Origin of the sequence: [Clostridium] citroniae WAL-17108 (assembly GCF_000233455.1) — a bacterium.
Classification (GTDB): domain Bacteria; phylum Bacillota; class Clostridia; order Lachnospirales; family Lachnospiraceae; genus Enterocloster; species Enterocloster citroniae.
Genome location: NZ_JH376426.1, coordinates 93,296 through 116,967 on the forward strand (window position 1 = coordinate 93,296; position 23,672 = coordinate 116,967).

The window sequence follows — 23,672 nt, forward strand, 5'->3', positions numbered from 1 at the left end:
CTGATCACAGCCGGCCGTATATGTCTGCCATGCGCCTGCATTTTCGGATCAGTCCGTCCTCCAGATCACCGGAGCGCATCCTCCACCTCCAGTTCTTGCCCAGGGTGGAGGGTTCATTGGTTCTGGCCTCAGTTCCAAGCCCCAGATAGTCCTGAACAGGGATTACCGCCAGCTTTGCCACGCTGGACATGGCCAGCCGTATAAAATCCCAGTGCACCTGGTCCTCAGGTGTATGCTCATTGCCTATGTATTCCCTGGCAAACGCCCTGTCATGGTCATTCATGCCTGCAAACCAGCTGACCAGCGTGTCATTGTCATGGGTGCCTGTATAGACCACGCAGTTTTCCCCATATTTATGAGGCAGGTATGCGCTGTCCTCTGTCTGGTCAAATGCAAACTCCAGCACCTTCATTCCCGGAAAACCGCTGTCCCTTACCAGCTGTAATACGGTAGGAGTCAGAAATCCCAGGTCCTCGGCTATGATGGGAAGGTCCTCTTTCCCAAAGCAGGTCTGCATTTTGCGGAATATCTCGATTCCCGGTCCTTTTTCCCAGTGTCCGTACTCCGCTGTTTTATCCCCATATGGTATGGAATAGTACTCGTCAAATCCACGGAAATGATCCACCCGCACCACATCATACAGATAAAAACTGTATTCCATGCGCTTCATCCACCAATTATACTCCGTGCGCCTGTGATATCCCCAATCATACAGGGGATTTCCCCAAAGCTGTCCGGTGGCGGAAAACCCGTCCGGCGGACAGCCGGCCACTGCCACAGGAGTCCCCTTTTCATCAAACTGGAACAGTTCCGGATGGGACCAGCTGTCAGCCCCGTCAAATGCCACATAGATGGGGATGTCTCCAATGATGCGTATGCCCTGCTCATTAGCATACTGCTTCAGGGAAGTCCACTGCTCCTCAAACTTGATCTGCTGGAATTCATAAAATCCGATCTCATCTGACAGCTGCTCCCTGTACCGGGCAACCGCTTCCCCTTTTCTGAGCCGGATATCTTCATCCCACAAATTCCAGCTTTTAGATCCAAAGTGATTCTTTATGGCCATGTAAAGACAGTATTCCCTTGTCTCCTCCCCCAGCGTACGGGCGGCCAGATCATGGACCGCGCTCCCCCATTCCAGACCGGATTTCCACCTCTCATACGCCTTTCTCAGTAAAGGGAAACGGCCGTCATACAGCTTTTTGTAGTCAATATCCCTTTCATTGCCGCCAAAATCCACTTCCCTGCACTCTTCTTCTGTGAGAAGCCCCTCTGCAGTGAGCTTTTCCAGATCGATAAAATATGGGTTACCGGCAAAAGCAGAAAAAGACTGGTAAGGCGAATCCCCGAACCCGGTGGGTCCCAGAGGCAGTATCTGCCAGTACTTCTGTCCCGCGGCTTTTAATATATTAACGAACTCATACCCTTCCTTAGAAAATGCTCCAATGCCGTACCGCGAAGGCAGACTGGCAATCGGGAGCAGCATACCACATTCCCGCATCTTATTTATCTCCTTTGATCCGGGCAGCACCTTGTCCTGCTCTGCCTGTTCCCGGAAAATGTCGCTTAATTTTACCACAATTGACAGCGGGATACAAGTTAATCCTTTTAAGGCTTTAAAGGGGGAACTGACGCCGGACAGACATACCGCCGCTTTCCCCTGCTGTGCGTTCCGTACTCAATGGCCTCACTGGGGCAGCGGCAGATACATGCCATGCAGTGGGTACAGTTCTTTCCCCACAAAGGCCTTCCCTTTTCAAGGCGGATATTGTTAAGCGGACAGACCCTAACGCATTTTCCACAGGAAATACAGGAGTCATCCGCATAAAACTTTTTCGCATGGACAAACAGAGGATAGAAGATATCATTCACAATCCCGCTGTTCATCTTATCCTTAAAGCCCAGGCCGGGCTGTGAAAATATCTCCCCGCCCTTGATCCGGCGGGCGGCTTCATCTATAACCCCTTCCGCCTGGCGGATGATCCTCTGCGCTTCCTCCTGTGTGGGGACGGAAAACATGGCAATGTAGTTTTCCGGCATGACAATTGCAGCGCACCCCCGGTAATCCATTTTTTTTACAGCGCACAGTTTTTTCAGATATCTGCCTGCATTTCCAATGTCTCCTCCGCAGGTCATTACAAAGTAAATGTCCCTGTTTCCGGCAAGAGGCGTGTTCTCCAGCCATTCCTGCACAATACGCGGTATTCTCCAGGCATAGGTGGGTGCCACCACGACCCATGGACGGTCCGAGCGCATCTCCCAATGATCGCGGCTTCGGATCTTGCCCAACAGGTCCAAACTGTCATCGCCGGTCTCCCTGCCAATCCTCTTTGCAACATATTCGCTGTTTCCTGTTCCTGAAAAATATAAGATCATCCCAATTGCCTCCCGCCGTATTATTTTTATAGTTTGTTCCTGTTCATTTACCATTATACCGGACAGAAACAGTTAATACAACATTCCCCTTTTCCTATTCCCCTCTCCTGTACTCTCCCGGAGTCCGATGGTACTTTATCCTGAACAGCCTGTTAAAATAAGAAATATTGTCAAATCCGCACCGCTGGGCCACGTCCGTCACCGACATGGCCGTGGAGCGCAGAAATCCGGCCGCCTTTTCCAGCCTGTAGTCATTGAGATACTGGATAAAAGGCATTCCCATATACTTTTTAAAGTATTTCATAAAGTGGGACGTACTGTAAAAACACAGGGCAGCCCCGTCTTCCACGGTAATCTTCTCACCGTAATGGTTCTCAATATATTCCAGGATCAGCTTCATTTTCTCCCTTGATTTTCTCAGCCTCTCCCCTCCTGCCGGAATATTGTCCTCTGACAGCAGGCCCAGAAGCAGAAACAGAACGCCTTTTACACCCAGTTGGTAGCCATATGCCTTATCTTTGCAGAGAATATCCATATAATGGATACCGTCCATCACATGCTGATAGATATCCATTCCTTCCCTGATATGAATCGGACTGTATGCCTGCCCCTGGGACAATGGCTGAAGGAAATCCGCCGTGCATACATCCTCCTGTGTTGTCATGAGCATGGATAAACGGAATATAATATTCTCATATTCCATCACCTCCTGGCCGGACTGGCTGATCCCGTGAAGCTGTCCCGGGAATATCACCACTGCCTCCCCGGCCTGTACCCTCAGGGGCTCCATATCCACGGTCACCACTCCCCGGCCTTTTTTTACGGAAATGATCTCCAGTTCCTCATGCCAGTGGACCTGTACCTGCTTAAAATCAAGGGGAATGGAACAGGGATAAATATTAAAGGGAAATTCCCTTCCCGCATGTTCCTTGACTTCACGGTAATCATAATAATGACCGGTTCCATGACCATCCAGCATATTTTCCTCCCCAAACCATAATTTTGATAGTATTGTACTATATATTAACATGATTCTGCAAGATTTTCTTATATTATAAAACTATAATACAGACAAACGTACAAGTACTGTCCCCTTGGGGATTCGAGATCACTCTATAAACAGATTGATTGTTTTGAAAGGAAGGAATACCATGAATCAAAAATCATTGGAAGAAATGCTTACCGCCTTATGTAAAAAGGACCTGTCCCTGTGCACGGACCAAGAATTGTACACCGGGCTGCTGCTCCTGGTAAAGGGCATGGCAAAGGAGCGCGCCGCTGCCAGGGGAAAGAAGAAACTCTATTATATTTCCGCTGAATTTCTCATTGGAAAGCTTCTTTCCAACAATTTGATCAACCTTGGGATTTACGACAATGTAAAGGACATCCTGGCAAAGCACGGAAAGTCCTTAAGCCATATGGAGGACATGGAACCGGAACCTTCATTGGGCAACGGCGGCCTGGGCCGTCTGGCAGCCTGTTTCCTGGACTCCATTGCAACCCTTGGCTTAAACGGGGACGGGATTGGGCTAAACTATCACTTCGGTCTGTTTAAACAGCTGTTTTGCAGCAATCTCCAGGACGAAGAGCCTAATCCCTGGATTGAGAATACCTCATGGCTTACCAAAACTAATGTGACCTACCAGGTTCCTTACAAGGGTTTTACCCTTACCTCCAGAATGTATGACATCCAGGTTACCGGTTATGGAAACAGGACCAACACCCTTCATCTCTTTGATGTGGAAACCGTGGATGAATCCCTGGTAACCGAGGGCATTTCCTTTGACAAGACCAATGTTGAGAAGAACCTGACCCTGTTCCTGTACCCGGATGACAGCGACAGGGCCGGACAGGTGCTGCGCATCTGCCAGCAGTATTTTATGGTCAGCAATGCCGCCCGGCTGATCCTGGCAGAAGCCCTTGAAAAAGGCTCCACCCTCTACGATCTGCCCGATTATGCGGTGATCCAGATCAATGACACCCATCCTACCATGGTCATCCCCGAGCTGATCCGTCTTCTCACCTCAGAGCATGGCATGGAAATGGACGATGCCATCCAGGTGGTAAGCAGGACCTGCGTCTATACCAACCACACCATCCTGGCAGAAGCCCTGGAAACATGGCCCATGGAATACTTTAAGGATACGGTTCCCCAGCTCATCCCCATTATGGAAATCCTGGACGACAAGGTGAGAAGGAAATTTGACGACCAGTCAGTGGCCATCATTGACAGAGGTGACCGGGTCCACATGGCCCATATCGATATCCACTACGGCTTCAGCGTCAACGGCGTGGCAGCCCTTCACACCGATATTTTAAAGGAAAATGAACTCCATAACTTTTATGAGATATACCCCGGCAAGTTCAATAATAAAACCAATGGGATCACCTTCCGCAGATGGCTCCTCCACTGCAATCCGCAGCTGTCCGCTTTTATCAGCGGATTGATCGGGGAAGGTTTTAAAAAGGATGCCATGGAGCTTCAGAACCTGAATGATCCTGCATTTACAGGCAATATCAAAACACTACACCGCCTTTTGTCCATTAAGGACAGCAAAAAGGAGGATCTGGCCGTTTATCTTAAGGAAACCCAGGGGTTGGATGTAAATCCGCAGTCCATCTTTGACATTCAGATCAAACGCCTTCATGAGTATAAGCGCCAGCAGATGAACGCCCTGTACCTGATCCATAAATATCTGGAGATCAAACAGGGAAAGAAGCCAACCACTCCCATCACTGCCATTTTCGGGGCCAAGGCAGCTCCTGCCTATGTCATTGCAAAGGATATCATCCATATGATCCTCTGTCTGCAGCAGATCATTGACAATGATCCTGATGTAAAGCCCTGCCTCCAGGTGGTGATGGTGAGCAATTACAATGTAACCCTGGCGGAAAAACTGATCCCGGCCTGCGACATTTCCGAGCAGATCTCCCTTGCTTCCAAGGAGGCCAGCGGCACGGGCAATATGAAGTTCATGCTCAACGGAGCCGTTACCCTGGGCACGGATGACGGCGCCAATGTGGAGATCCATCAGCTGGTGGGGGATGACAATATTTATATTTTCGGCGATTCCAGCCAGACAGTCATTGACCGGTATAAGGACGGAAGCTACTGCTCCAGGGACTACTATGAATCCAATCCCGCCATCAGGGAAGCGGTTGACTTTATCACAGGACCGGCCATGCTCGCTGTCGGATGCAAGGAAAATCTGACCCGCCTTTCCAATGAATTGCTGAACAAAGACTGGTTTATGACCTTCCCTGATTTTGATGCCTACTGCAAAACCAAGGAACAGGCATACAGCGATTATGAAAACCGCACCCAGTGGGCAAAAAAAATGCTTGTAAATATCAGTCAGGCCGGATTCTTCTCCTCCGACCGCACAATTTTGGAATATAACAGGGATATATGGAAGCTGGATGAGGAATAGCAGACCGCCGGGGGGATAATTGTAATAAATTTGCCATAATTTTCATAAAATCTTCAAATTCATGTGGTATCTTCTGTGTTATACTTGAGTGAGTTTGAACTTTCATTCCAGTATGACTGAAATCAGATCCATATCGAAAAGGAGTAATTATATTATGAATCAATTAGCGGCAATGGCCCTTTCGCTTGCCCTGGGTACAGCGCTTGCGGCTACCCCTTATAGTACGGCTTCTCTTAACACGGCCTCGTTTCACACCACCGGGGCCGTGGATTCACCGGAGGCATTTTCCACCTTTGCAGTGGGTCCCGGCCTTAACAACCTCTCTGTAAAAGACGACTATGCCTCCTACCAATGGGCATTACGCAATGACGGCCAGGTGCAGAGAATTGAGCGCAAGCTGGACATTAAAACCGTGGACCCCATTATAAACACGGACGAAAACGGGGTGGACAGCATTTCCCTGCCTCCCCTGGGTCCCAGCAACTTTAAAGCCTTGACCACTGATGCGGTCAAGGGGATCGATATCAACATCCAGCCGGCCTGGGAATTCTATGACCAGCTTGAGGCAAAGCGCCCCGTTGTCGTAGCTGTCATAGATACAGGCATCGATACCACTCATCCCGACCTTAAGGATTCCATGTGGGTCAACGAGGATGAGATACCCGGCGATGGCATTGACAATGACGGAAATGGTTACATCGATGACGTGAACGGATGGAATTTCCTTGACAATACCAATCAGCTCTATGTGGGAAAGGAAGACAATCACGGCACCCACGCTGCGGGCACCATTGCTGCGTCCCGCGGCAACGGCGGTATTGCGGGGATCAATGACGGCCAGTATGTAAAGATCATGTCTTTAAAAGCCCTGGGCGGTGAAAGCGGCAAGGGAAGCCCGGAAAGTGTCATAGCCGCCATCCGCTATGCGGAGGCCAACGGCGCCCAGATATGCAATCTGAGCTTTGGCTCTGAAAACTATACCGAGGAATTCATGGCAGTCATACAGAATTCCAAGATGCTCTTTGTGGTGGCTGCCGGAAATGGGGATGAAAATGAAAAGGGATACAGCATTGACCAGAATCCCGTATATCCTGCCAGCCTTCCCTTTGACAATGTGATCACGGTGGCCAACCTTATGTTTGACGGCAAGCTGGACCGAAGCTCCAATTACGGACCTGTGAATGTGGACCTTGCCGCTCCGGGCTGTTTTATCCTGAGCACGATCCCGGACCGTTCCTACGCGTTCATGACCGGCACCTCCATGGCAGCCCCCATGGTAACAGGAGCCGCTGCCATGATCTATTCCGCCAGACCGGATCTGGATCTGATCGGGGTCAAGAACGTCCTTCTGGCCTCAGCAAAAAAACTGGATACCCTAAACGGCAGGGTACTCAGCGGAGGTATGCTGGATGTGTACTCGGCATTGCAGTGGGGAAGGCCGCAGTAAGATGCGGGTGTTTGGATGGGGCGGAGTACGGGGATAAGGATTCAAGCAGCCGTTGAGTAATGAGTTACAGGGAGAAAGGCGGTCCGGGTGTCATTGCTCAGGTATGGGATGACACCCGGACCGCCTTTCTTCTTTTAAGATATACTAGAGTGTAACTAAATTCCAACCCTTTCTTTCATTTCCAAGATTCCTTTTTTTAGAAGTCCCAGTTCACTGTCACAACTGAACATGATCATTCCTTTATTCCGGCATTGCTCTATAAAATCTATCTTAGATGTAATAATGCCGCTGGATATTCCGGCATTTTGGGATGCCTCAATAACAGCGTCAATGCATGCTTCCATTTCTTGCGTGGAAAAATCCCCCATGGTTCCTAAATCACATGCCAAGTCATTAGGGCCGATGAAAATACCATCAATCCCTTTTACCTCTGTTATCTGACTTATATTTTGCACGCCTTTTTTGGTTTCAATTTGTGCAAACAGCATGGTTCTTTGATTCGCCCTTGCCGTATAATCCTTTAGACGGCCGGGATTATAATTACTGTGAGGACGCATGGTGGATATTCCTCTCTTTCCATCAGGCGCATATTTCCCATATTCTACCAGATGCTCGGCCTGTTCCTTTGTCTCTAACATGGGAACCAATATTCCATCCACACCGGCATCCAGGTACTTTTGTATACAGTCACGGGACACTGACGGAACCCTGACGATCACAGGAAATTCAATTCCGTTTCCCACTGCCGCCAATGCCGCTACCTGAGAAAAGTCAAAATAACCATGTTCGCAGTCCACAATCACAAAATCAAGACCTGACACCTGCATTATACGGAGCAAATTTGGCGCTGCTATTTCTGACAGGAATGCACCGATTACTTCCTTCCCTTTTATGATCTCCTGTTTCATTTTCACTTATCCTTTCCACACATTCTAAAGCAAGTTTCTGCATTCCTCTAAACACTTCATCATCCGGCGCGCAGATCACTTCCTGTATTCCCAGTTCCTGCTGTATGGCCTCCCGCAGTTCCCTGTTCTTAAGTATGGCTCCTCCTGTAAAGTAAACATTCCCCTTCTGTCCTTCCTGCCCCCACAGATAATCTGCATACATTCTGTATTTTTTGCCAAAATCCACAGCTGTTGCCCACATAACATTCCTAAGTTTCAGGTTGGAATGATCGATATGAAGGATGCTTCCATCCGCCAGCCTGTCAGGCAGTTCATAGAAACCGCAGTCCACTTCCACTCCCTCCGTAGTGTGCCAGGGTCCGATCTGATGCAGTCTCTTCCATATTTCCTCTCGTTCCAGGGATCTTTCAAAAATTTTTTCTCCGATATCCCGGATGTAATCAATCTGTACATCAAAGTTTCTCCCCCCCGGCATACAGGAAATAACATTGCAGTAATTATTTTCATAAAAGGGCCTTATCTCATAATTCCCCGGCACAAACCGGTCCGTAATATAAATCAATTGACCGCTGGTGCCAATATTGATAATAAGATCTCCCACTCCAGCATCTGTCCCATATACACTTGTCTGCACATCCCCCACATCCGGAAATACGGCAATGGAAACAGAACCATCCTGATAATATCCGCAGCATTCCATCTTATTTGTTATTTCAGGAAGGCATATAAAATCCAGTCCGATTTTTTTCAGCATATCATGGCGCCATGTGTTGGTCAGGATATCTGCAAACCCCATAGGAGCCGCGTTGGTAATATGACAGATCCCCCTTCCGGTAAGTTTCTCAATCATATATGATCCCAATGTATGGACATGTGTCTCACAGGTTCTGGACAATCCCTTTTCTTCAAACATGGCATAAAGATTGCACAATGCCAGAGCCGGTTTTATATAAACCCCATTGGAAACCATACTCTCCCGGGAAAATATCTCCTTTAATTCCTGTATATATGTTTTTCCGCTTTTACTGTTTTTCTTTAAGCACCTTGTATCCTGCCAGGATATATAGACATCTTCCATCTCCGGATGGCAGACAACACATCCGTGCTGCTGAGTGGAAAACAGAATTCCCTGCGTATCCGGATACCTATTGCAGCAATCGTGAATGATCCCCTTTATGATCCTCACGATTTCACCGGCATCATTTACATAGCAGGTATTATCCGTATCCGGCATCCTTGCAGGAGTAGGATACTTGATTGTTTCAACCTGATTGTTCCGGAGCACATCAAATAGCCCTGCTTTGATAAATGTGCTCCCAATATCCACTGTTATAAACTTCATGGGCATATCCTCTATTTCATCAGCATATTCGGGATTCCAGTCACAATAACCGGAAATGCCCACAGTATAACTACTTCAATCATCAGCACCACTAAAAATGGCCATAGCTTTTTACACACCTGCTCCATTGATAAATGTTCAATACTGCATGTGGTCATCAGCACCACCCCTACCGGAGGCGTAATATTGCCAATCATCGCGATTACGATAATGCAGATTCCTGCATGGACAGGATCAAAACCTGCAGCATTCAAAATCGGAAGGATCATGGGAACAAACACCATTATATTTACATTCGGGTCACTGAGGCATCCCAGAATAAGAAACAATATTGTAATGCAGAGTGCCACCAGAAACTTGCTGTCTCCTGCAAAGGAAGTGAGCAGTGTATATAGTTTAATCTGAAGATTTTCCGCTGTCATTACAAAGCTGAAACATTTGGCTGCCGGTATAACCAGAAGTACGGATCCGCTTGTCACAAACACACTTTTCAGGCTTTCTATAAAATCCTTCACCTTCATTGTACGGTAAACAAGAATGCCGAGTACCAGTGCATACAGCACAGCCAAAGCCGCTGCCTCCGTAGTTGTAACAACTCCCAGATAGATACCGCCCAGCAGGATCGCCGGTGTTAAAAGAGGCAGGATACAGGAGATAAAGGAATAGAGAAGATGGGTCAAATAGTATCTCCATCCCTGCCACTCCAGTCTGGGACCGTTATGACGCAGGGAGTAAAAATAAACGTAAGCCATAAGAATCAATCCCATGATCAGCCCCGGCAGGATCCCGCCGAATAAGAGACGCCCTACCGATACGTTTGCCACCATGGCATACACAACAGCCGGAATACTTGGCGGGATAATAGGTCCTACCGTGGAGGATGCAACCGTAGTGGATGCGCTGAATTCCCGGTCAAATCCTTCATCAACCATGGCCTGGTAGGCAAGATGTCCGATCCCCCCTGCATCTGCCACTGCCGACCCTGACATCCCTGCAAAAATAATGCTGGTTGTAATATTTACATGTCCCATACCTCCAGGAATATATCCCACCATATCCCTGCAAAACTTAAAAATACGGTCTGCCACCGATGTCCGGTTCATTACTTCTGCTGTAAGAATGAACAATGGGATTGCAACCAGGGCAAAATTATTCAGCCCTGTAAACATTTTAGTTCCCATAATAGCAAGCCCCATGCCGCTGTTCAGTGCATACAGAAAGGAAGAAATGATCATAGCCGATGCAATAGGCATTCCCAGTATAAAAAACATAATAAAGCTTATTAAAAACAGCGCCATACTAGACATTTTCTATCCCCCTGTTCCTGATTCCTGCAAAAAACTGATGGGTGTCCGAAATAATGTTGCATACAATATGAAAACTCATCAAGCCAAAGCTGACCGGCAGGATTGCATACACATACTTCAGAGGGATTCTCATCACGCTGGATATGGCAAGCTGACCAAGAAGATCCATAAGCGCCGGGATATACATTACAAAAAAGACCAGCATGATCATATTCATTATCTGCCTTACTATAAACTGAAAGGATTTAGGGAAAAGGCTGATAAAGGCTGATACATTTAGGTGCCTGTCATCTCCCATGGCATGTGCTGCTGCTAAAAATCCCATCCACACAAACAGAAACTGATTCAGCTCATCAGACCAGTTGAAACCGCTCCGCAAACAATACCGCAGCATCGCATTTGATATCATAACGGCAAATAATACGCCAAGACAGATGCACCCGCAAGCCTTTTCAAGCTGTTTCAGCTTTGTATTGATCCAAAAAATCCCCTTTACTGCTTTTTCCATGGACGTCTCCCCTTCCAGTCCTATTTCATATCCTGAATCTGATTATACCAATCTTTCCATGCGGAATAGTTATCAACCACCTTAAGCGCATTTTCCTTAAAAGGTGCCGTATCCACATCATCAATTAATGTCATGCCATTGGATACACATTCGTCAATCAGTGCAGTCTCATTCTCAACCGTCATCTTATCCACATTATTTCCCATATTGGTAAATACTTCTGCAAAAATACCCTGGTCCTCTTCCGTAAGAGAATTCCATAAATTTTCATTGATGATAGTAGATGAGCAGGCAAGCATATGCTGGGTCATGATCAAGTAATCTTGTACCTCATAAAATTTCATGGTCACGATCTGGGTTACCGGGTTCTCCTCACAGTCCGCCACTCCGGTCTGAAGGGACATATATACATCCTCAATGGGGATGGATGTAATGGCAACATTAAACACATCCTTTAAGGTAGAATACGGTTCAAAGTTCACACATCTGAGTGTCAGTCCGTCAAAATCAGCCAGGGTGCGTATTTCCTTATTGGCTGTCAAATTACGGAAGCCAAAATTATACATGTTCAGCTGTTTGATTCCTCCCACCGCTTTACTGATCTCATCTCTCATCTGTGTACACAGATCACTCTCTTTATACTTCTGCCAATGTTCGTAGCTGTCAAAACAATATGGTGCAAACAGGACCCCTCCTGCCTCAAGCCAATCAGATGCGCTGTCCAGGCATGCGATATCCAACGTCCCCATCTGACAAGCTGTGATACTATCCGTATAATTTCCATATGTACCATTGGGATAGATTGTCAGTTTGTAGCGCCCTCCTGTTTTCTCAAACAGCTCATCTGACGCCTGCAGGTATGCCTTATGGACCGGATGGGTCTCTGCAAATACATGGGACACCTTAAGCTCTTTGGCTTCCACGGTTCCTGCATCCTCCGTCACAGCCGCTTGTGTGTTTCCGCCATCCTTTGACGGTTCCGCAGTCGTCTCTGTCTTTGAAGCTGAACCATCTGTCTTTGTCTGAGAAGAGTTTCCGCCAGAGCATGCCGTCAACCCAAATGCAATTGTTAATGCCAACCCCATTGCCACTAATTTTTTCATATACCTTTCTCCTTTTCATGTAAAGATTATATAAATATTTGCTCAACTCAAATGTATCACATTTAAATTTATATGTCAACTCTTTATATATAAATGTCGACATTTCATAACAAGATTTTACCCCATGGACCCATACTACCTAATCTTAGTTTCATACCGCAAAAAAACAGTGCCCAGATTTGCCATTTCTGAACACTGCTTATCCTATTCCTTAATCCGTACGCTGTTCAGCACGGATTTTGAAATAATCTCTGCATCCATAATATGCTTTTCCAATTCTCGGTAACTATCTTTATCATCAGACAGCCACAACTCATACAGCCTCCTGTGCTTTTCAAAAAAGGTGGCCGCATACTCTTCCCCGTAGCCTGCTGACGTGTTAAAGCTCATTAGTGTATAAATCAACTGGGCATTGCTCTCCCATGCATTGATTACAAACATATTACCGGAAGATCTGACTTGAGCTCTATGAAATTGGACATCCAAATCATACCAGTCAATACTGCTGTCATTAGACATACAGGTCTTTTCAATCTTCTCCAATACTTTTGCGATCAGAGGAAACATAGAGTTTTTCTGGCTCAGCATCAGTCTCAATGCCTCCTCCTCTAAAAGACAGCGGAAATTGTACAGTTCAATTACCTGCTTCTCCGTAAACTCAACTGCCTCACGCCGTCCGTTGCTATGTGTAATAATCAACCCTTCATTTGAAAGGATCTGCAATGCAGTCCTCACTGAACTCCTGCTCGCTGAAAAACGCTGTGCCAACTGATTTTCAGCCATCTTATCACCTTTTCGTATCTTCTGACGCAGAATATCCAGTCTCAGTTGAGTAGCAATCTTATCCGGTGTGGCTGCGAACCCACGGTTCACAACATTCCTTTCCTGTATCATCTGATAAAGCTTACTGCACAGCATCTCATTAACCGGGGTTGCTATTCCCGCTTTCCTGCCCAGATCCAGTACAGTATCCCCCAGTATGTCCATTTCCAATGGGCGTCCCTGCCAGTAGTCCTGAAGCATGGATGACCTTCCCTGGGCAGTCAGGTTCTGCAATTCATTTTCCCATGCAACTATATTTTGTTCATTCAGGCCTACCCCATAATAATTAGCCAATGATACGACTTCCCGCTGGGCACTTCTCATGATATCCAGTACTTCCTGACTGTTCCTCATCTGTCCATAATTCATCTGATAGGCAGTGCTGGTCTGATTGCACCCCACGTTAATAAGGAATTTCTCCCACAACTTATATTCCATATCAGCTGGTATGTGATATACAATACCACTGTCATCCAGAAAGCCAGACAGCCTTGTCACCCGTTCTGAATGAACTTCATTTTTTTTCTCGCCAAAGTGCAGGCAGCCGCATTTATTAAAATTCACTTGGCTGCCTTTACGATTGGCATCTGCTCCCGTAACTGTGGCATACAAAACATGGTTCTCGCCAAATGCCTGAATCAGTTTCTCTTCGCTGGTCAGTCCATTTAACAGTGATATTATAATGGTTTCATCTCCCACCATAGATGCCATATGATTTATCACATCCGGCAGGTTATAGGATTTTACCGCCACAATAATAAGATCCATAGGGTGGTTCAGAAGCTCTTCAAATGAATAGCACTCAACCGGAAGCTTCTGGTCATTTACCATTATAGGCTGTTCTCGGTATCTCTGGGAATCCCGGACAATTCCAAACACCTTGGCTTCTTTATTATATTTTGTGATCTGCCAGGCATATCCTGAACCCATGGCCCCCATTCCAATAATTGCAACATCTCTTATTTTTTTCATCATGTAACCTCTTAACCGCCTTCTTAATTTCACTAACTATTGCTGAGTCTATAAAAGCACTGAATGATGCAGCAGCACAATATATGATTAACTTTATAGGTATATCTTACGAAGGTTTTAGTATTTTAGCAAGTTTTATTTTTCTCCCCCCTTCCCATCGCATCATACAGCCAAAAAAAGGCATTGTCCACGACCGCATGGTTTGGACAATGCCTTTTTATTATCACTTATAAATCAATCACGCCATAAGCCATATCTGCTTATATTATACGGGATATGCCTTGCTCTCCTTGTCGGCCATGGAGCTGTCCACCTTTGTCTGCTGGGCTGCTCTGTACTCGAAGAAGTCCTTTGCAACAGCCGGGAACAGTGCATAGCTGAGCACGTCCTCATCCTGCTGTTTCCACTGCGCGCATTCTTTCTCAAACTGAGGCAGCTGCGGCGGGATCAGGTCTGCAGGTCTGCAGGTGATAGGGGTCTCGTCACCGATGATCTTCTTCTGAACCTCGGCGTTAAACGGCTTAACCGTCTGGCCGAACTCACCTAACATGATCTTCTTGGATTCCTTCGGAACCATCTTGTAGCGCTCACCCATGATCACGTTCATAACAGCCTGTGTACCAACGATCTGGGATGATGGTGTAACCAAAGGCGGCTCGCCAAAGTCCTTACGCACTCTGGGGATCTCCTCCAGAACTTCGCGGTATTTGTCTTCCTGCCCTGCGTCCTTAAGCTGCTTTACCAGGTTGGAAAGCATGCCGCCCGGAACCTGATACTGAAGGGTCTTGATGTTAACGCCCAATACCTTTGGATTGAGAAGGCCGCTCTTAAGCGCCTCGTCACGTATGGGCTGGAAATGATCTGCGATCTCAGCCAGCAGTGCCTGGTCATATCCTGTGTCATATGGAGTTCCGCGGAAGGTCTCCACCATTACCTCGGTAGCCGGCTGGCTGGTTCCCAGTGCCAGAGGCGACATAGCGCAGTCAATGATCTCACAGCCTGCTTCCACTGCCTTTAAGTAGGTCATGGATGCAACGCCGGAGGTGTAGTGGGTGTGCAGGTCGATAGGAAGCTTTGTCCCTTCCTTCAGCGCCTGTACCAACTCTGCTGCTGCGTATGGTGTCAGCAGACCTGCCATATCCTTGATACACAGGGAGTCAGCTCCCATATCCTCAATTCGTTTGGCAATGTCCTTCCAGTAATCCAGTGTATATGCATCACCCAGCGTGTAGCACAGGGCGATCTGTGCATGTCCCTTTTCTTTATTGGTTGCCTTGACGGCTGTCTCCAGGTTACGGATATCATTCAGACAGTCGAAAATACGGATGATATCAATACCATTGGAAATGGACTTCTGTACAAAATATTCCACTACATCATCTGCATAGTGATTGTATCCCAGGATGTTCTGTCCACGGAACAGCATCTGCAGTTTGGTGTTCTTAAATCCGTCCCTCAGTTTCCTAAGTCTATCCCATGGATCTTCCTTCAGGAAACGAAGGCAGGAGTCAAATGTCGCACCGCCCCAGCACTCAACTGCGTGGTAGCCTACCTTGTCCATCTTATCAATAATGGGCAGCATCTGCTCAGTAGACATTCTGGTTGCAAGCAAAGACTGATGAGCGTCACGAAGGACGGTCTCCACAATCTTTACTGGCCTCTTCTCTATCTCTGCCATAGTAATAATTCCTCCTCGTTATGAGCATTAGCGCCTGTCCTTAAGGCGCTTACGTGCGATACAGACCACCGCCGCTCCGACAGGTTTCACACCTGCCTCGCGCAGCGGCTGTCATTGTCAAAATGTGTTGCCACTATACACCAAATATTGCCATGAACGTACCGGCCGCAACTGCTGTACCGATAACGCCTGCAACGTTGGGTCCCATAGCGTGCATCAGCAGGAAGTTGGTAGGATCAGCCTCAGCTCCCACCTTCTGGGATACACGTGCTGCCATGGGAACCGCGGACACGCCTGCGGATCCGATCAGCGGGTTGATCTTGCCTCCGGTCAGCTTGCACAGAAGCTTTCCTAAGAGCACGCCGCCAATGGTGCCGAAGATAAATGCGGTAAGGCCCAGGGCTACGATCTTAATGGTTGTAACATTCAAAAATGCCTCAGCACTTGTGGTTGCGCCTACGGAAGTTCCCAGCAGGATAACAACAATGTACATCAGCGCATTGCTTGCCGTATCAGCCAGCTGCTTCACAACGCCGCTCTCACGGAACAGGTTGCCCAGCATCAGCATGCCTACAAGAGGAGCTGTGGATGGCAGGATCAGACACACCACAATGGTTACAATGATGGGGAATAAGATCTTCTCCAGTCTGGAAACCGGACGAAGCTGTTCCATCTTGATCTTGCGCTCTTTCTCAGTTGTAAGCAGCTTCATAAACGGCGGCTGGATAATGGGTACCAGCGCCATATAGGAATATGCTGCCACTGCAATGGGCCCCATGATCTGGGTCTGTCCCAGCTTACTGCACAGGAACAGGGAAGTAGGTCCGTCCGCGCCTCCAATGATGGAGATGGCAGCTGATTCCTTGCCTGAGAATCCCAACAGGATAGCCAGGAAATAGGCGGAATAAATACCCAGCTGTGCGGCAGCACCCATCAAGAAGCTGATGGGGTTTGCGATCAGCGGACCAAAGTCTGTCATGGCTCCCACGCCCAGGAAGATAAGGGAAGGCAAGATGCTCCACTCATCCAGCTGGAAGAAGTACCACAGAAGTCCTCCGGTGCCATTGGAGGTCTCCTCCGGAGAGTACATGATCTCCGGATAAATATTAACCAGCAGCATACCGAAAGCAATCGGAATCAGCAGCAGGGGTTCAAATCCTTTTCTGATCGCAAGGTATAAGAACACCAGGGCTACTAAGATCATCACATAATTCCCCACTCCCAGATGGAAAAACGCCATCTGGTTCAGCAGGTTGTTTATCAAATTGCCAAAATCCATAATGTTCCCTCCATAATGAATCCCATATTGCTACGGGTCCATCTTTTCTATTAGTTCAGAGTAGCCAAAACCGCGCCGGATTCAACGGAATCGCCAGTGGATACATTAATGCTGGCAATGGTTCCATCCTGAGGAGCCACAATATCGTTTTCCATCTTCATGGCTTCCAGAACCAGAATAACATCACCCTTCTTAACAGCCTGTCCAACAGCGCTCTTTACTGCAACTACCTTGCCGGGCATGGGAGCTGCCACCTGTACGGAGCCTGCTGCGCCTGCGGGAGCTGCCGCTGGTGCAGGAGCTGCTGCAGGGGCTGCGGCCGGTGCAGGAGCTGCCACCGGTGTTGCGGCCACTGGTGCAGCACCGGCTGCTGCGCCCTCTTCAACGGTTACTGCATATGCTTTTCCATTTACTGTAATTGTATATGTCTTCATTATATAATTCCTCCTGAAATTAAGAATAATTACGGAATCCCTGTTCCTTATCTCCGCCTGGAACCCTGTACCCGGCGGATGGAACGAACCACCAGTCCGTTAGAAGAAGTTCCCTCATAAGCGGCAATGGCCGCTGTTATAACTGCCACAAGTTCTGCGTCATCAGACAGATCCGCACTTACTGCCGGTGCCGCTGTATTAACCGGTACCGCCGGTACTGGTGCCGGAGTGTCTTTCTTTGTATTCTTTCCTGTCTCCCACTGATGGATGAACTTAAAGCAGGCGATCAAAAGGCTGATGAAGATAAGTACCGCGAACACGGTTCCGATACCGATCGCGGAATAAACCGTTGCCGATTCCATCAAACTGCCTACATCCTTGGCGTCATCATCGTTCCCCAGGTCGGTGAACTCTGTCTTAAGTTCCTGTGTGGCCATATTCAGGTTCAGCACGTACTGCATGGAACCCTCTGTAAAGGTAACAGGAATCATCACCGTATAACTGCCGTCTGCCAAAAGCACTACGCTTGCGCTGTCCAGGTCAATTCCCTTAACATCTCCCAGCTCATGTCTGATCTCGATCTGGGTATTGTACAGGTTTGCGCTTTCCTGATCCCCCTGGGCCTCGGTCAATGCCTTCTGGATGATCATCTGCTCCATGGATGTTCCCAGGGTCTGGGCCGCTGAAAGCTTCAGGGACTGGGCCATGGCGTCATCTACAAGAGTTCCCTCCGTACTGATCTCGGGAACCTTTGCCGCAGCATCTTCCTGTTTTGCAGTACAGGCTGACAGGCTCACCAGGCAGGCAGCCATGAGAACCGCTGCTGCCACTCGTTTCATTAATCGTCTCATATACCTGTCACCTCTCTTTAAACCGTGCCATGCTTCTTAGACGGACGGTCCTCTCTCTTTGTGAACAGCATTTCAAAGGCTGCGATCACCCGCTGACGGGTCTCCTCTGCCTTGATAATATCGTCTACATATCCTCTCTTAGCTGCGGAAACAGCGCTGGACTGCAGGGATGTGTACTCTGCTGTCTTCTCTGCGATCAGGGCTGCCGCCTGATCTGATGCAGCGATCTCCTTTGCATACATGATCTTAACAGCCTCGGAAGGATTCATCATTCCAATGACTGCGCCCGGCCATGCGTAAACCACATCCGCCCCAATGGACTTGCTGCCCATGGACAGGTATGCGCTGCCAAATGCATCCTTAACAACAACAGTTACCTTGGGCACGCTTGCATTGGCGTATGCATAGGTAAGGCGTGCCGCTGCCTTTGCCATTCTTCTCTCGCTGCAGATCTTTGCCTTGTAGCCCTTTACGTTCACCAGGGTGAGCACAGGGATATTGAACGCATCGCAGAAATTAATAAAATCAGTTGCCTTGTCACAGCCCTTGCCGGACAATACAGCCTCAAACTCTTCCTTCTTCTCTCCGTTGTCATAAACTTCGGTACGGTTGGCGACACAGCCAACGGTTGTCCCATTCAGCCGGATGAAGCCGGTAACCATGGAAGGTTCATATGCTTTCTTCACTTCCATGAAAAAATTATTATCAGAAATCATGGTCAGGGCCAGACCTGTATCCCCGGTACAAGCTTCCAGATTCCCGCACATGCGGTTTAAGTCATCCTGACACTCGCCGTAAGACATATCATCCTCATTGTTGGACGGTAAAATAGATACCAGGCTGCGGATCTGAGCCATGATAGATGCCTCATCACCTGCAAAATCAACCAGTCCAGACTCTTTAGCCTGGAAGTCAGCCGAGGAGGTGTCACATTTTTCAATGTAATTGCCGTCAATTGCGTTCGGTGCATTAACAAACAGCTTTCCGGACTTCTCTTCCATGAAAGTGAAGTCTGTGATGCCTGCTGATACCGCCATACCCCCGCCGCAGGTTCCAAAGATCGCTGTTATCTGTGGAATCACGCCGGAAGCCATTGTCTGGCTTAAATACAGCTTTCCAAAGCCGTCCAGTGCATCAGTTGCCTCCTGGAGACGAAGCCCTGCACAGTCTACCAGGCCAATGACAGGTGCTCCCATCTTTATTGCCATGGAATAGATGTTGCAGATTTTCTTTGCATGCATTTCACCCATGGATCCGCCTAATACAGACGCATCCTGGCTGTATACATACACCAGGCATCCACCGATGGTACCATAACCGGTAACCACACCATCAGCCGGGGTCTCCTGCTCAGTCATGTTAAAGTCCGTACTTCTGGCAGTGATGTACGCGCCGACTTCAACAAAACTGTTCTCATCAAGCAGGGCTGCAATGCGGCTGCTTGCTGAAGTTTGTGCTGAATTACTCATTTTCCAGTCCTCCATCATTCATAAGTTTAACAATACCTAAACATCAGAACCTGAATTTAGCCCTGACGTCAAAAAAAGCAGAAATATTGCCACATACAATTATAATAATAAATTTGTCAAATATCAAGTTCTTTCGGCATAAAAAAGTGAAAATATTAACGAAATCCCGGATCAGGGTAACAGAAAGGAGTTGTAGCATTTCCAAAAGAAAAGGAAAGGCTGCAACTCCATTTTTGTTACATAGTGATCACCGCCTGCAAACAGGGGTATTTATGTCATTGAAAAAAACTTGTCGTGAATGACCTGCACTGCTTTCTCCGCATCCTTTTTGTCCACCAGAACGGATATCTTGATCTCACTGGTGGAGATCATATTGATATTGATGTTGGCGTCATAGAGCGCTTCAAATAATTTGGCTGCAACACCGGGATTGTTGATCATACCCGCTCCCACCACGGAAACCTTGGCGATCTCTGAGTTGGTCTCCAGACGGCCGTAGCGGATCTCCTCTCTGTGCTCCTTAAGAAGGGCTGCCGCCCGCTCCAGGTCCGGCCCGGCCACGGTAAAGCAAATATCCTTTCCCTCCTCATGGCCGATGCCCTGAAGGATGATATCCACATTGATATGGTGCTGTGCCAGCAGCGAAAATACCTTAAAGGAGGTTCCGATCTCATTGGGCACCCCGATCAGTGCAATCCTTGAAATATCCTTGTCCTTGGCAACGCTGCTGATATATGATTTTTCCATGCGTTTTGCTACCCCCTTGATTTTTGTACCCGGATGGCCTGTGAAGCTTGACAGGACCTCCAGCTTTATATTGTATTTCTTTGCCATTTCCACGGATCTGTTATGTAATACCTGTGCTCCCAGGGTAGCCAGCTCCAGCATCTCGTTGTAGGTAACTTCCTCCAGCTTCCTTGCGCCCTTTACCGTCCTGGGATCAGCGGTGTACACGCCGTCCACATCCGTATAGATCTGGCACAGGTCAGCGTCCAGGGATGCTGCCAGGGCCACCGCGGAGGTGTCGGATCCGCCCCGCCCCAGGGTGGTAATGTCCTCGTTCCTGTTCACGCCCTGAAACCCGGTCACGATAACGATCCTGCGCTGGTTCAGCTCCGCCTCGATGCGCTCCGTGTCCACCTTTTTGATCCGGGCATTCATGGAGACCGTATTGGTCATCATTCCGGCCTGCCATCCGGTAAGGGAAATGACCGGGCAGCCCAGGGCCTCAATGGCCATGGCGCACAGGGATACGGATATCTGCTCCCCTGTGGACAACAGCATGTCCATCTCCCGGTTGGATGCATTGGGATTGATCTCCTTTGCTTTTTCAATCAGGTCATCGGTGGTATCCCCCTGTGCGGAGAGCACGGCGACCACCTGGTTCCCGGCCTTGTAAGTGTCAGTGATGATCCTCGCCACATTGCGGAGCCTTTCTGCGTCAGCCACAGAAGTGCCTCCGAATTTCTGTACAATTAAACCCATAGTTATTCCTTTCCAGGTACCGGCCTCTGTCACCCGGTACTCCTTGCAAAAAAGCGGTGTCCCCCCAGGGCCACCGCTCCTGTGCCGCCTGGCGGCACCAGCGTTCTACTAAATATTTTACACGCAGACCTTTATTTGTCAACCACTCAATTCTCCAGGTTTCTCCACTTAAAGTTGGGAATCACATCGGACCACTTGCTGATGCCGATAATGGATTTTGCAAACTCCGTGGCTTCCAGGGTGGAGTTCTTCTTATCAATATCCCGGAATACCTGCCAGATCTTCTTGCGTTTGGTTGCCACGATCAGATTGGGCTGGTTCATATCACACTCCCAGAGTCCGAACTTCAGCCCGTCCTTTGCCTCGGACGGAGCATCCACCTGGCGGCTTACTGTGTAGGCGTCAATATAGGGATTGCTGTCCACCAGATAATAGGAGTATGCATAGGCGGCTGCCTGGATCTCAGGTATGTTGCCCCTGGTGGGACTGTAGGAGGTAAAGCCCTGCTCAGTCAGAATAATGTGGCGCACATGACCGGATGGCGTGCGCAGTGTTTCCTGGACAAAATAATCCGTGAGCACGTTCAGATTGGCAAAGTTGATCACCGGTGAATTAAAATCATTGGTGAACAGGCCCGTGGTCTGGGGATCATCCCAAAATTCCGGTTCTGTCATGGGACAGGGATAAGGATGGTATGCAAGACCCCAGTCCATCTGTCCCTCGGTGTTTGCAATGGAGTTAAAACTGTCCACAATCTGCTTGCCGCCGTACTTCAGCTTTCCATCGATCTCGTTCATCCAGTTGTAATCCAGGGAAAAATATACCCTGTCATTGGCATTGGTGCTCTTGATCGCAGTATAGATAACCCGGAACGCCTTCTGATATGCCTTTACATAGCTGGTCAGATCCGTGGCACCCATGTAGTTCCACTGCTGGTTGTTGATCTCGTTGCCGATGATCCAGTTAGACACCTTGCCGTAGCTGGAGTTGGACCCGCTGTAATGGTCTGCCAGGAAGGAGGCAATGGCCTTTGTCTGCTCAAATCCGCTCTCCGTCTCAGCATTGAACATGTAATAAAATGCATTGGAGCTTTTCTGGGTCCCCGGATAGATCAAGTCCGGCGTATTGGGGTTCCAGTCATTTAACAAAATAACCGTTACGGTCATACCCTTATTGGACAGCGCGCTGATGGTCTTGTCATAGGCATCCACCACAGCCTTGTTAAAATGATAGGTCTTTCCGTCATACTGATATGTGATTCCTGTTCCCATAATCTGGGAAAACGCAATATTGGTGGTCACATGCTTTACACCCAGATCAAAGGCGTCCTCCAGCATGTCAATCTCAATATTCAGTCCTTTTTTGGAAAGGGGATCCTTAAATGCCGCGGTATTCTTAGCCACGATCTCAGGATTGGTGATATAGTGAGGTTTGCTGACGGATATAAATTGGGTCCCGTCATATACGGCCAGCTGGAATTTGCTGTACAGGCGGTCCTGAGCCGTTCCCAGGTTTAACGGTATGGTCACCGAAGTGCTGCCCAGGGCTGCCGCCGATGCTGCAAAGTCCCTTCTGCCTCCCAGCTCCTCCTCATAAGGCTGCATCTCAAACACGTAGACATTGCCGTCCGTACCAGCTGCGTCTCCGCTGCTGTTAAAGGCAATCTCTATGTTTTGTTTATCTCCTGTAATCTTACAGGAAGTAATCTGTCCTGACACTGCGGGAGCTGCCGGCTCTGTCCCGGCCGTGGTTTCAGCCTGGGCCGTATCCGCCAGGGCCATACCGGTTCCAAAAGCGGCTGTCCCGCAGACCAGGAGCGCTGCCAGAGCCAGTGCCTTACCTCCCATTAACATATTTCTCTTCATTTTCATTTCCTCCCAACTTTCTCCGGTAGTGTCAAGTTTCACTACCTGTTTTATTGTTTAAACCTTGATTTTATGGGAGTTTGCAATAAAAAGAGCAATGACCTCCCTTTTTTTGGTATAATGTCCTCGACCAAAATTCCAAAATACCAGAAAGGATTTCATTGCTCATGGACATTATACTTTATTTACTTAACATTATTCAATACCTTTATCGCCAAAACTGCTGGCTAATCAACTTTATTTGCAGATACATCCCTCTCAAACAGTGGGCTTTTGATGATTCTCATTCTCCCAAGTACCAAAAATTCAAAATTGATGAGCTTCCTCTGATCACTGACTTCCGGCAAGACTGGACTTACAAGGATCTCATCCCTTACTACGAAAAACGTTACGGC

General features: G+C 48.1%; 18 protein-coding genes and 1 pseudogene. 3 read left to right on the forward strand and 16 right to left on the reverse strand.

Translation table 11 applies throughout. From position 1 onward, the window contains the following. Nucleotides 1-4 precede the first annotated feature (4 nt). From malQ to HMPREF9469_RS20815, 3 genes are all read right to left on the reverse strand, one after another. Nucleotides 5-1,501 (reverse strand): 4-alpha-glucanotransferase, encoded by a 1,497-nt coding sequence (gene malQ / locus HMPREF9469_RS20805; RefSeq protein ID WP_007866344.1) that lies wholly within the window; start codon nt 1,499-1,501, stop codon nt 5-7. A 107-nt stretch (nt 1,502-1,608) separates the two neighbouring features. Next, nucleotides 1,609-2,376 carry an EFR1 family ferrodoxin gene (locus HMPREF9469_RS20810; RefSeq protein ID WP_007866346.1) on the reverse strand — a complete coding sequence of 256 codons (768 nt, stop codon included), beginning with the start codon at nt 2,374-2,376 and terminating at the stop codon, nt 1,609-1,611. A gap of 94 nt (nt 2,377-2,470) precedes the next feature. Then, complete coding sequence (locus HMPREF9469_RS20815; protein ID WP_007866349.1) at nt 2,471-3,355, reverse strand: AraC family transcriptional regulator; 885 nt, start codon at nt 3,353-3,355, stop codon at nt 2,471-2,473. A 172-nt stretch (nt 3,356-3,527) separates the two neighbouring features. Here HMPREF9469_RS20815 and HMPREF9469_RS20820 point away from each other — a divergent pair, with 172 nt between their 5' ends. Next, complete coding sequence (locus HMPREF9469_RS20820) at nt 3,528-5,807, forward strand: glycogen/starch/alpha-glucan phosphorylase (protein WP_007866354.1); 2,280 nt, start codon at nt 3,528-3,530, stop codon at nt 5,805-5,807. A 154-nt stretch (nt 5,808-5,961) separates the two neighbouring features. Then, nucleotides 5,962-7,254 (forward strand): S8 family peptidase, encoded by a 1,293-nt coding sequence (locus tag HMPREF9469_RS20825; protein ID WP_007866355.1) that lies wholly within the window; start codon nt 5,962-5,964, stop codon nt 7,252-7,254. A 155-nt stretch (nt 7,255-7,409) separates the two neighbouring features. Here HMPREF9469_RS20825 and HMPREF9469_RS20830 read toward each other — a convergent pair whose 3' ends face one another. The 13 genes from HMPREF9469_RS20830 to HMPREF9469_RS20890 all read right to left on the reverse strand — a co-directional run bounded on the left by HMPREF9469_RS20830 (nt 7,410) and on the right by HMPREF9469_RS20890 (nt 23,277). Then, nucleotides 7,410-8,093 carry an HpcH/HpaI aldolase family protein gene (locus HMPREF9469_RS20830; protein WP_166461762.1) on the reverse strand — a complete coding sequence of 228 codons (684 nt, stop codon included), beginning with the start codon at nt 8,091-8,093 and terminating at the stop codon, nt 7,410-7,412. Next, the gene (locus HMPREF9469_RS20835; protein WP_007866360.1) at nt 8,062-9,504 is read right to left on the reverse strand and encodes a sedoheptulokinase; all 1,443 of its coding nucleotides are present in this window, start codon (nt 9,502-9,504) and stop codon (nt 8,062-8,064) included. Before HMPREF9469_RS20835 ends, HMPREF9469_RS20830 begins: the two co-directional genes overlap by 32 nt. 11 nt (nt 9,505-9,515) lie before the next feature. Next, complete coding sequence (locus tag HMPREF9469_RS20840; protein ID WP_007866363.1) at nt 9,516-10,811, reverse strand: TRAP transporter large permease; 1,296 nt, start codon at nt 10,809-10,811, stop codon at nt 9,516-9,518. Then, the gene (locus HMPREF9469_RS20845) at nt 10,804-11,319 is read right to left on the reverse strand and encodes a TRAP transporter small permease (protein ID WP_007866365.1); all 516 of its coding nucleotides are present in this window, start codon (nt 11,317-11,319) and stop codon (nt 10,804-10,806) included. The genes HMPREF9469_RS20840 and HMPREF9469_RS20845 overlap by 8 nt, the downstream gene beginning before the upstream one ends. Nucleotides 11,320-11,339: 20 nt before the next feature. Continuing rightward, nucleotides 11,340-12,422, reverse strand: a complete 1,083-nt coding sequence (locus tag HMPREF9469_RS20850) for a TRAP transporter substrate-binding protein (protein ID WP_007866367.1) — start codon at nt 12,420-12,422, stop codon at nt 11,340-11,342. 204 nt (nt 12,423-12,626) lie between these two features. Continuing rightward, nucleotides 12,627-14,216: a 2-dehydropantoate 2-reductase gene (locus HMPREF9469_RS30770; protein ID WP_007866370.1), complete on the reverse strand. Its 1,590-nt coding sequence runs from the start codon at nt 14,214-14,216 to the stop codon at nt 12,627-12,629. A 265-nt stretch (nt 14,217-14,481) separates the two neighbouring features. Beyond that, nucleotides 14,482-15,894, reverse strand: coding sequence for an oxaloacetate decarboxylase subunit alpha (locus HMPREF9469_RS20860; protein ID WP_007866373.1), 1,413 nt, complete (start codon nt 15,892-15,894; stop codon nt 14,482-14,484). A 133-nt stretch (nt 15,895-16,027) separates the two neighbouring features. Continuing rightward, the gene (locus HMPREF9469_RS20865; protein ID WP_007866374.1) at nt 16,028-17,173 is read right to left on the reverse strand and encodes a sodium ion-translocating decarboxylase subunit beta; all 1,146 of its coding nucleotides are present in this window, start codon (nt 17,171-17,173) and stop codon (nt 16,028-16,030) included. Nucleotides 17,174-17,223: 50 nt separating this feature from the next. Continuing rightward, on the reverse strand, nt 17,224-17,607 hold the full coding sequence (locus HMPREF9469_RS20870) for a biotin/lipoyl-containing protein (protein ID WP_007866376.1): 384 nt from the start codon (nt 17,605-17,607) through the stop codon (nt 17,224-17,226). 47 nt (nt 17,608-17,654) lie between these two features. After that, complete coding sequence (locus tag HMPREF9469_RS20875) at nt 17,655-18,458, reverse strand: OadG family transporter subunit (RefSeq protein ID WP_007866377.1); 804 nt, start codon at nt 18,456-18,458, stop codon at nt 17,655-17,657. A 17-nt stretch (nt 18,459-18,475) separates the two neighbouring features. After that, complete coding sequence (locus HMPREF9469_RS20880) at nt 18,476-19,927, reverse strand: acyl-CoA carboxylase subunit beta (protein ID WP_007866378.1); 1,452 nt, start codon at nt 19,925-19,927, stop codon at nt 18,476-18,478. 270 nt (nt 19,928-20,197) lie between these two features. Further along, nucleotides 20,198-21,412, reverse strand: coding sequence for an aspartate kinase (locus HMPREF9469_RS20885; RefSeq protein ID WP_040417036.1), 1,215 nt, complete (start codon nt 21,410-21,412; stop codon nt 20,198-20,200). A 146-nt stretch (nt 21,413-21,558) separates the two neighbouring features. After that, nucleotides 21,559-23,277 carry a DUF5722 domain-containing protein gene (locus tag HMPREF9469_RS20890; RefSeq protein WP_007866383.1) on the reverse strand — a complete coding sequence of 573 codons (1,719 nt, stop codon included), beginning with the start codon at nt 23,275-23,277 and terminating at the stop codon, nt 21,559-21,561. Between the two features lie 167 nt (nt 23,278-23,444). Here HMPREF9469_RS20890 and HMPREF9469_RS33865 point away from each other — a divergent pair. After that, nucleotides 23,445-23,672 (forward strand): annotated as a pseudogene (locus tag HMPREF9469_RS33865) (transposase); the annotation flags it as partial.